At 56.9% G+C, this 7,301-nt stretch carries 8 protein-coding genes; 4 read left to right on the forward strand and 4 right to left on the reverse strand.

Annotated features, from left to right (window positions below; all coding sequences use genetic code 11):
* Nucleotides 1-50 precede the first annotated feature (50 nt).
* Nucleotides 51-308: a YjhX family toxin gene (locus ACEQWH_RS15020; protein ID WP_370232206.1), complete on the forward strand. Its 258-nt coding sequence runs from the start codon at nt 51-53 to the stop codon at nt 306-308.
* Nucleotides 309-339: 31 nt separating this feature from the next.
* On the opposite strand, the gene ACEQWH_RS15025 is transcribed toward ACEQWH_RS15020, so the two are convergent.
* Nucleotides 340-678: an NIPSNAP family protein gene (locus tag ACEQWH_RS15025; protein WP_370232195.1), complete on the reverse strand. Its 339-nt coding sequence runs from the start codon at nt 676-678 to the stop codon at nt 340-342.
* Nucleotides 679-852: 174 nt separating this feature from the next.
* On the opposite strand from ACEQWH_RS15025, the gene betC reads away from it, so the two are divergent.
* On the forward strand, nt 853-2,361 hold the full coding sequence (betC, locus tag ACEQWH_RS15030) for a choline-sulfatase (protein WP_370232196.1): 1,509 nt from the start codon (nt 853-855) through the stop codon (nt 2,359-2,361).
* 111 nt (nt 2,362-2,472) lie between these two features.
* On the opposite strand, the gene ACEQWH_RS15035 is transcribed toward betC, so the two are convergent.
* Nucleotides 2,473-3,633 (reverse strand): PLP-dependent aminotransferase family protein, encoded by a 1,161-nt coding sequence (locus ACEQWH_RS15035; protein ID WP_370232198.1) that lies wholly within the window; start codon nt 3,631-3,633, stop codon nt 2,473-2,475.
* Nucleotides 3,634-3,785: 152 nt separating this feature from the next.
* Here ACEQWH_RS15035 and ACEQWH_RS15040 point away from each other — a divergent pair, with 152 nt between their 5' ends.
* Entirely contained in the window at nt 3,786-4,247 is a 462-nt protein-coding gene (locus tag ACEQWH_RS15040) for an Lrp/AsnC family transcriptional regulator (RefSeq protein ID WP_370232200.1), read from the forward strand.
* Nucleotides 4,248-4,257: 10 nt separating this feature from the next.
* Here ACEQWH_RS15040 and ACEQWH_RS15045 read toward each other — a convergent pair whose 3' ends face one another.
* Nucleotides 4,258-5,430: a glycerate kinase gene (locus ACEQWH_RS15045; RefSeq protein ID WP_370232201.1), complete on the reverse strand. Its 1,173-nt coding sequence runs from the start codon at nt 5,428-5,430 to the stop codon at nt 4,258-4,260.
* Nucleotides 5,431-5,542: 112 nt separating this feature from the next.
* Between ACEQWH_RS15045 and ACEQWH_RS15050 the strand changes: the two genes are divergently transcribed.
* On the forward strand, nt 5,543-6,757 hold the full coding sequence (locus ACEQWH_RS15050; protein ID WP_370232203.1) for an FCD domain-containing protein: 1,215 nt from the start codon (nt 5,543-5,545) through the stop codon (nt 6,755-6,757).
* 10 nt (nt 6,758-6,767) lie between these two features.
* On the opposite strand, the gene ACEQWH_RS15055 is transcribed toward ACEQWH_RS15050, so the two are convergent.
* Nucleotides 6,768-7,301: glutathione S-transferase family protein (locus tag ACEQWH_RS15055; RefSeq protein ID WP_370232205.1), on the reverse strand; the 534-nt coding region annotated here is incomplete at its 5' end.

Raw genomic sequence — 7,301 nt, forward strand, 5'->3', positions numbered from 1 at the left:
GCGCGATGCCGGGAGCCTTTTCGGCTGACGTAAACTCAAGAGACACTCCAATGAATATCTCAAAACACGAGCAGCGTGTTTTGCATGTTTTGGCGCAGGGTGGTGCGATCCACTATCAGCGGCTGCCAAACGGCAAAGTCCATGCGGTTCAATGTTTCAATCGGGATGGGCATGTGCTGACCAACTGTGATCTGGTCACGTTTGACCGATTGAAAAAACGGCGTTTGATCAAATCCCAGCGCGGGCAACCCTATCGCATCACCCAGTTGGGGCTGCGGTCGGTAAACGCGCAACTGGACAATCGATAAGCCAGTGGATCCCGCGCACTTGTGCGGGATCCTACGCTTTGAACGCCGCAATCGCCTGGGCATCCCCGGTCAGGCATGGGCGCAAGAAATGGCGGTCATAGCGTTTGATACAGCCGGTCTTTTCTGCAAATTCAAAGGCCGCGACACAATCGGGGTCAGATTTGATCTGGTCGCGATAGACCTCATAGGCCGCAAGGCTTTCAAAAGAAAACGCGGCAGTCGCCAGATCGTTAGGCCCTTCGTGCGGCAGGAAATACCCGTGATGCTGCCCGCCATAACGCTCCACCAGCGCTATCCACGTTTTGCCGTAGGCCTCAAACGCCGCGACCTGTGAAGGGTCAATCTGATAGGAAATATAGCAGGTGATCATCTTGGCCTCGCGTCATTTGGATCCCGTTTCAGCTTTGCCAAAGCCCCCGGAATGGTCAATCAGAGATCTGTGATGCCCGCGATCACGTCTTGCGATCTTTCTAAGTGGTCGCAAATAAGCGGTCGATCTTGCATAAAACCTGCCAACACTTGCGGAAAACGAAAGAGGGCGGAGATGACACAACCGAATATTCTGATCTTTATGGTCGACCAGCTGAATGGAACTCTTTTTCCGGATGGTCCGGTAGATTGGTTGCACGCGCCCAACATTCGCAAACTGGCGGAGCGCTCGACCCGATTTGCCAATTCCTATACAGCCAGCCCGCTTTGTGCCCCCGGTCGCGCCAGTTTTATGTCTGGTCAATTGCCCAGCCAGACAGGGGTTTACGACAACGCCGCCGAATTTGCCTCTGACATCCCAACCTATGCGCACCACCTGCGCCGGGCCGGATATTACACCTGTCTGTCCGGCAAAATGCATTTCGTTGGTCCGGACCAGCTGCATGGGTTTGAAAGCCGCCTGACAACAGACATCTATCCCCCGGATTTCGGCTGGACGCCGGACTATCGCAAACCGGGCGAGCGGATCGACTGGTGGTATCACAACATGGGATCTGTCACGGGCGCAGGCGTCGCCGAGATCAGCAACCAGATGGAATACGATGACGAAGTCGCCTTTCACGCCACGCAGAAGATCTATGATCTGGCCCGCGGCAAGGATGAGCGCCCGTGGTGCCTGACCGTCAGCTTTACGCACCCGCATGACCCCTATGTGGCGCGCAAGAAATACTGGGATCTTTACGAGGATTGCGACCACCTTCTGCCCGAGGTCGCCGACCTTGGGTATGACAATCAGGACGCCCATTCCAAGCGCATCTTTGACGCCAATGACTGGCGCAATTTTGACATCACCGAAGACGACATCAAAAAGTCACGCCGCGCCTATTTCGCGAATATCTCGTATCTGGACGACAAGATCGGCGAAGTCATGGAGGCCTTAGAAGGCACGCGCCAAGAGGCCATCATCATGTTCGTCTCCGATCACGGCGACATGCTGGGCGAGCGCGGACTTTGGTTCAAGATGTGTTTCTACGAAGGCTCTGCCCGCGTGCCGTTGATGATCTCGGCGCCGTCGATGGAGCCGGGACTTGTCAAAACTCCCGTCTCTACGATCGATGTCTGTCCGACTCTGTGCGATCTGGCCGGGGTCAGCATGGATGAGGTGATGCCGTGGACCACCGGCGAAAGCCTTGTGCACCTGGGTCAAGGGGGCGAGCGTAGCACGCCGGTCGCGATGGAATACGCGGCCGAGGCCTCTTATGCGCCGCTGGTCTCACTGCGCTATGGGCCGTGGAAATATAACCGCTGTGCGTTGGATCCGGATCAGCTGTACCATATGGACAATGACCCGCACGAGCTGGTCAATCTGGCCGAAGACCCCGCGCATCAGGGCACGATTGCGTCTTTGCGGGCAAAGTCAGAAGCGCGCTGGGATCTGGAAAGATTCGATTCCGAAGTGCGCGCCAGCCAGGCACGACGCTGGGTGGTATACGAGGCGCTGCGGCAGGGCGGGTATTTCCCGTGGGATTACCAACCCCTGCAAAAAGCCAGCGAACGCTATATGCGCAACCACATGGATCTGAACGTGGTCGAAGAAAACGCCAGATTCCCGCGCGGCGAGTGATCTTAATTCGCGACCAATTGTAATTGTGAAAAGGCCGCCCTTGGGGGCGGCCTTATGCTGCGGACGGGGCTTACCGTTTCGTGCGCTCCCACACGTTCGGCGCTTTCGTCGTCACCGCAGCGTGTCTTGCACTGCCTTTGCCAAACGGCGCACGCCTTCCTCGATTTTGGCTTCGGTGTTGAAGGTAAAATTCAACCGCGCTGTTTTCGTGTCGGCCCCAATCGGGTCAAACACCACCCCGGGACTGATGCAGACCCCGTGCTTCAGGCCTGCTTCAAACAGTTTTGTGGTGTCGATGTCTTCACGTTTTGACGTAACCCAAACAAACATGCCTCCGGTCGGGGCGCGCCACTCAAACCAGTCGCCAAGATGGGTGTCCAACGCGTTCAAAAGCGCTGAACAACGCGCTTTATAAGCAGCCCGCAGTTTCGGCAATTGCGTGTCCATCAGCCGGTTGCGGATGGCGGCCTCGGCCAACAATTGCGGCAGGCCCGGGCTTGTCATGTCGCTGCCTTGCTTCACCAGCGTAAGCCGTTCGATGATCTCAGCCGGAGCATTGATCCAGCCCGCGCGCAAGCCAGGTGCCAGGGTTTTGGAAAGCGATCCGATGTGCAGATAAGGCAAACCGGCCGCTTTGGCGCGTGCGCTCAGCGAAAGGGGAGTGGGTGTGTCAAAGTAGAGTTCCCGATAGGGATCGTCTTCGACCATCAAAGTGCCGTGTTCTGCGGCCACCTGAACAATGTGCTCCAGTTCTTGGTCAGCCAGACAGGCGCCATCCGGATTGGCGAAGGCAGGCATAAGATAAGCAAGGTTTGATGCCGTGAAAGCCGCCTTAAGCGCCTGTGTGTCATGTACGTTAAAGGACGCCCACTCTGGCTGACGGGGTCGCCAGGCATCAATCAATCCAAGATAGGCCGGTGACTGCACCGCTGCGGGTGCCCCGAAATCCAGAAAGGCCTGCCCGACAATCGACAACCCCTGCAATCCGCCCGAGGTGACCAATATGTTTTCAGGCGCACTTGCCAGACCATTTTCGGTTTCCAGCTTGGCAATGGCCTGGCGCAAGGATGCGATCCCGGCGACGGGTGCATATTCCAGCCATTCGCTTGATGATCCGTACAGGATCTGGGCCGCATAGGATTTGATCTCTGTCTCGGGATACAGCCCTGCATCCGGAAGACCGCCGCCGAGATTGACCATATCCGGCAGTTTTCCAGCCGCCAGAAACTGAGCGGTGATGTCGTTTGACGACTTGAGCCACGACGCAAACATATTTCTCTCTTCTTATTAGTATCGCGCGTGAAGCATTTTCTGCTTCGCCAAGTTTATTTCAGAAAACCGATGAAATATGCTTTTGAAGTTTTGTGAATCATCCTAAAATTCGGATTTATCTTTTGCAACTTTGACAAATTGAGAAAGAACCTATGAAAGATCTCGATTCCATCGATCGTTCCATTCTGCGTGAACTGCAAAAGGACGGGCGGATCAGCAACAAAGACCTCGCAGATCAGGTGGGGCTCTCGTCCGCCCCGTGCTGGCAGCGGCATCGGCGTCTTGAGAATGACGGCGTGATCGAAGGTTATTCCGCCAACCTAAATCTTGAGAAACTCGGCTTTGGCGAAATCGTTCTGCTAGAGGTGCAGTTGCAGTCTCACGACAAGCAAAGTGTGCGCGCCTTTGGTGCCGAAGTCGCCAAGATTCCCGAGGTTCTCGAAGTCTATCTAACGACCGGAGGCTTTGATTATTTCATCAAGGTCGCCGTGGACGGCACGCGCGGATACGAACGCTTTCTGCAGGAACGCCTTTATCAGATACCCGGCATTCAAAACACGCGATCTGTTTTTACCTTGCGGTGTTTTAAACGGAACAGCTCGGTCAGCCTGTGAAATGGGGTGCCTAATGGTTTGCCGAGTCCTGTTTTAAAATAATGGCGACATCCATGACATTTGTCCCAGTCGGGCCGGTGACGATCCGATCGCCCGTTGCGGCCAGAAAACGGCCCGCGTCCGCGGCACGTAAGGCCGCGTCGGCACCGGGTGCGCGTGAAAAACTCTGGCCATCGAAAAACCCGCCCGCTGCATCCGTAGGGCCGTCGGTCCCGTCAGTTCCGGCCACCAGCCCGCAAATGCCCGGCCGCTCGTGAAATCGCTTTGCCAGCTCCAGAGCAAGGGATTGATTGCGCCCGCCCTGTCCAGGATCCGGAGGCAAGACGATCGTTGGCTCGCCTCCAAACACATAGACGCCTGGCGCACCGGCGATCACCTCTTGCGCGATCTGGTCTGCCACGCGCGAGACGTCGTCATACAGCGTTTCGGAATTTGATATCAGCTCGTGGCCATCTTTGGCGACCTGATCCACGATCGCCGCCCGCGCGATGTGGTTGGAGGCCACGATCTCTTGCCGACAGGCGAACTTTGCCGTCTCGGGGCATTGACCCAGACCGGATCCAATCACTCCAATATCGTCGCGTGGCACGTCTGAAATGGCCAGCGTTGTGACGGAATGACCAGCAAAATGCGCAAGCAGCTTGCCGCCCTTGATGGCCGAGATGGTTTTGCGACGCGCGTTGATTTGACCGATATCCGCGCCCTCTGACAGACCTTGTTGGGTCAGGGCGTTTAGGTCTTCAGGCGAAACTCCGTCAATCAGATGTTCCGCCAAGGCCGAGGCCCCACCAGAGACCAGTACCAGCAAGTGGTCCGACGCGGTGCAGGATGTCACGAACTCCAGCGCTTGCGCACCGGCCTTAAGCGAATTCGCATCGGGCACAGGGTGGCTGGCTTCAAGCGCGGTCACGTTGGGGCCAAAAACATGCCCCTCTAGGTGGCCGTATTTCGTGACAACAAGCGCTGCGCCAGAGGTGCGCCAATCGGCGGGCAGGCCCTCAAACATCGACGCGGCGGCCTTGCCAACCGCAAGGATTTTTGTCGGCTTCACGATGTCCGCCTGATCCACCCAACGCGCCACCGACGACGCGCCTTTGACGGCGTCAATCGCGCGCTCCAACAACGTGCCGAGATAGGCGCGCTCAGGCGACATGGGGGCTTGGCTTTTTTGGTCTTTTTTCATACCAAAGTGTCTACACAGCAATTTACGTCTCTTCAATACCCAGCGGGTGAGCCACGAACCTATGTCGAAATTTCCCTTCACTTTCGCAAATGCCGATACATGAGAGGCCGTGATGCGTGAACTTTCGATCCAGATCCCCAATACCTCTGAAAGCCTCGCGCGAAAACTCGAGGCTTTTATATTGGGCGGCACATTCTGGCCTGACCAACCGCTGGCGCCCGAACGCCAACTTGCGCTGGAATTTGACGTCTCGCGCACCACCTTGCGCACCGCGCTCGCCCAGCTGACATCGCGGGGCATGCTGACATTGCGGTCGCGCAAACACTATGTGACCCCGCTGTTATTCGACGTCTTGCGCCCCGGGTTGATCCCGGTTTCCAAGACGGAACCCGAGCATTTGCTGGACTATTGGCTGCACCTTTTTTGCGATGCCGTTCAATTGGCGGCACAGAAAGCGCGCAGCAGTGATCGGGCAAATCTGCAGACTGCGCTGGCAGAGGTGCACACACAGATTTTATCCACGAACCCCGAGGACAGCATGACTGCCTTTTTGCATCTGGCCCGCGTGGTGTTTGACAGTTGTTATAATTTCTTTCTGGCCCAGACGCATTTGGCATTGGTTGAGGCGATGCATCCGGCGCTGAAACGCGGCATTCTGCACATGACGCAGGACATTCTTGCGGATCCGTCCGAATTTCGAACCCTCGCAGAGCTCGCTGAGTTTCAAGCGGAACACGCGGATTGGCGGGCCTTGTTTGGTCTGGAACTGCCTGTGCCAGGAGAAGCAAAGGCACCAGATCAGGTCGCATGCGATCCTGCCCAACTCATCGCTGTCGTCACTGGCAATAGTCTTGCGCTTGAGGCCCTCTATGAGCTGCGTTTGCTGACCGAAAGCCGCGCTGCCGAGTCTGCCGCGAGCCATGTTTCTCCGGAAAACGCACGCGCATTGCAAAGCCTTTTGGAACGTATGACCGTGACGTTGGACACGGCTCCGGACCGCTATAGTCAACTGGATACCGAACTGCATGCGCTTGTGGCGCGCACGTCGTCCAATCCGTTCTTCGGGGTCTCCAACGCAACGCTGGCGCCGGTTCTTGCCAGCATCACGCGGGTCTGGCTGGATCGTCACCTACAGATCCAAAAGGACCAATCCGTGATCCATCAACAGCACGTTGATATCGTGGCTGCGATTTGTGCGGGGCAGGGCCGCCGCGCATCGCAGGCCATGCAAGAACATCTTGACTATGTACTGCGCGGCTTGCGTCTGTTGCGGCAACAGGACGGGCTGGCCGAGATCGCGACAGCCCGTCGTCTTTTGACAAAGTAAGGCTTGGGCCCTAGGTCGGCTTGGCCTTTTCCAGATAAGCGTCCATGGCAATTTGATAGTGTGCAAGTTCGACGGCCACCACGTCAAACGCGCGCAGCCGCGCCAGATAGTCTTTGACGATCGCAGGCCATGTCACCGGCAGATCGATCGCCTCTTCAAAGGCTTCGATCCACGGCAAGGTCACGGCAAAACCGCAATCCCCCAACCACAGTGTCTCGCGATCAAGCGGGCTGTTTTCCAGCAACAAGGCCAGCGCCTCTAGGTGTTTTGAAATCAACGCCCCGCCAGCCTTTACGGCCTCTCTGTCGCGTGTTTCATAGGCCACTTGCGGATAGATTGCGCGTACAGAAGGCTCTAGGCGCGTGTCGTGGCAGCGGCTGAGTTCCCGCGCCTTGGCCCGCAGCTGAATCGTTTCTGGCAACATCGGAACCATTGGAAACGCTTCGTTCAAATATTCCGCAATGGCTTCTGAGTCCGACAGCATAAAGCCGTCATGGATCATCGCAGGCAAATTGCCCGACGGCACAATCGCGCGGTACTCGGC

Origin of the sequence: Cognatishimia sp. (assembly GCF_964229375.1) — a bacterium.
Lineage (GTDB): Bacteria > Pseudomonadota > Alphaproteobacteria > Rhodobacterales > Rhodobacteraceae > Cognatishimia.

What these genes read in the sequence shown, in the direction of transcription:
- ACEQWH_RS15020 (WP_370232206.1), top strand. Translation starts at nt 51, where the DNA reads ATGAATATCTCAAAACACGAGCAGCGTGTTTTGCATGTTTTGGCGCAG.
- ACEQWH_RS15025 (WP_370232195.1), bottom strand. Translation starts at nt 678, where the DNA reads ATGATCACCTGCTATATTTCCTATCAGATTGACCCTTCACAGGTCGCG.
- betC (WP_370232196.1), top strand. Translation starts at nt 853, where the DNA reads ATGACACAACCGAATATTCTGATCTTTATGGTCGACCAGCTGAATGGA.
- ACEQWH_RS15035 (WP_370232198.1), bottom strand. Translation starts at nt 3,633, where the DNA reads ATGTTTGCGTCGTGGCTCAAGTCGTCAAACGACATCACCGCTCAGTTT.
- ACEQWH_RS15040 (WP_370232200.1), top strand. Translation starts at nt 3,786, where the DNA reads ATGAAAGATCTCGATTCCATCGATCGTTCCATTCTGCGTGAACTGCAA.
- ACEQWH_RS15045 (WP_370232201.1), bottom strand. Translation starts at nt 5,430, where the DNA reads ATGAAAAAAGACCAAAAAAGCCAAGCCCCCATGTCGCCTGAGCGCGCC.
- ACEQWH_RS15050 (WP_370232203.1), top strand. Translation starts at nt 5,543, where the DNA reads ATGCGTGAACTTTCGATCCAGATCCCCAATACCTCTGAAAGCCTCGCG.